This window comes from Stenotrophomonas sp. P5_B8, from assembly GCF_054049855.1.
This window is the reverse complement of sequence record NZ_JBFULO010000625.1, coordinates 1-1,648: the sequence shown is the minus strand read 5'-3', so window position 1 is coordinate 1,648 and position 1,648 is coordinate 1. Positions and strand designations below refer to the sequence as shown.

The 1,648-nt window shown below is 62.2% G+C and carries 3 protein-coding genes and 1 pseudogene; 2 read left to right on the top strand and 2 right to left on the bottom strand.

Features of this window, described 5'->3' with window-relative positions; translation table 11 throughout:
* The coding region (locus tag ACXJKH_RS20110; protein ID WP_457322009.1) for a LysR substrate-binding domain-containing protein at positions 1-265 on the bottom strand (265 nt) is incomplete at its 3' end.
* A 96-nt stretch (positions 266-361) separates the two neighbouring features.
* A pseudogene (locus ACXJKH_RS20105) lies at positions 362-451 on the bottom strand (helix-turn-helix domain-containing protein); the annotation flags it as partial.
* Positions 452-578: 127 nt separating this feature from the next.
* Between ACXJKH_RS20105 and ACXJKH_RS20100 the strand changes: the two are divergent.
* Complete coding sequence (locus tag ACXJKH_RS20100) at positions 579-1,163, top strand: LysE family translocator (protein ID WP_457322007.1); 585 nt, start codon at positions 579-581, stop codon at positions 1,161-1,163.
* 18 nt (positions 1,164-1,181) lie between these two features.
* On the top strand, positions 1,182-1,648 hold a 467-nt coding region (locus tag ACXJKH_RS20095), incomplete at its 3' end, for an NADPH-dependent FMN reductase (protein WP_457322006.1).

The window sequence follows — 1,648 nt, the reverse complement described above, 5'->3', positions numbered from 1 at the left end:
CAACCGGATAAAGCAATTCATCCATAAGGGGCTCGCATTGCAATCCAGGCCAAGGGCCTCTACCCATGCGGATCGCCAAGTCCACGTCCTGGAACGAGTTGTCCACGCGCTGATTGACCAGCACGGACAACTCCACTCTTGGATGCGCTCGCGCAAGGGAAGGCAGCCGGGGAAGCAGCCACCGGGTGGCAAAGGACGGCGCGACGCCCACTGTCACTGAACAGACGGAGTTCGCCTCGCGGGCCGCCTCGACGGCGTTGGCCATCTCCAGCAGCTGGGTTTGCAGACCGCTAGCCAGTTGCGCGCCTTGGGGCGTAGGGGCCCAGGACCCGGAATCGCGCTCAACAAGTGGTATGCCCATCCAAGCCTCGAGCTCGGCGAGGTAACGACTGACGGAGGAATGGGAAACGCCCAGTTCGCGAGCGCCGCCCGCACACCACCGTGGGCACATGCCAGAGCGAACGCGCGAAGGGCATTGAGAGGCAAGCGGTCCATGGCCTAAAGAATAGACCAGGTCGGTGCAGGCGCGCACCAGTATCTGGCTCAAGAATGGGGGTATCAGATGAAGGCGCAACCCTATGATCTTCAACTCATTCGCCGGTGCTGCGGGCGTGGTATTCGTGGCTGCATTAAGCCCGGGGCCGAATAATATCGTGGTGCTTCGGGCAGCAGCGGCTGGGGACGGCTCCCGCCCCTGGCCGGCCATTGGTGGCGTTGTCTGCGGGGGAATCGCGATGCTGGCAGGCACCATTGCGGCGGGTTCTGCCGTGCTAACGACGCCTCATTTTCGTTTGGGTGTCGCCATTGCGGGCGCCACCTACCTAGCTTGGCTAGGACTCACAATGATGCGTGGCTCGGCGAGCCCAGGCAAAGACTCTCCCCTGCCAGCTGGGTTCTATGGCGTGTTTGTGTTCCAGTTCTTGAACCCCAAAAGCTGGGTGATGGTTCTGTCCCTCGTTGCCGCGTTTCCACCAATGGGTGGGGCAATGACGTTTGCCTGGCTGGCGCCCATCTTTGTGGTGATTCCCACCGCATGCCTGCTCTTGTGGGCGGTAGCAGGTCGCCGTCTTGCCGGGATTCTGCGCACACCTGAATCGCAGCGTCGATTCGACCGAGCGATGGGCGCTGCGTTGATCACGGCTGCGGCCCTTCTTTTGCTTTGATACCCAAGGAGCCACCCCATGGCATACCCCGCTACTTCAATCCACGTCCTCGCTGTTGCTGGCAGTCTGAGACGGGACAGCTACAACCGACAACTCTTGAATGCGGCCGCCCAGATGGCACCGCCTCAGATGATCTTGAAGGTGCACGACACCATTGCCGACATTCCTATGTTTGACGAGGATCTAGAGGCCACGGGGGAACGCGGACTAGGCGGGGTTGCTCGTTTGCGCGCGGCCATCGCGGCAGCTGACGCGATACTCATAGCCACGCCCGAGTACAACCAGTCTCTGCCAGGCGTCCTGAAGAACACCATCGACTGGCTTTCCCGGAGCGGCGCAGCCGGTCCAGCCTTCGCGGGAAAGCCTGTGGCCATAACAGGAGCGACCGTAGSGCCTTGGGGCACCCGCTTGGCACAAGCACAGCTGCGGCACGCCCTGACGGCCGTGGGTGCCTTAACGATGCCGACGCCCCAGCTCTTCATCGC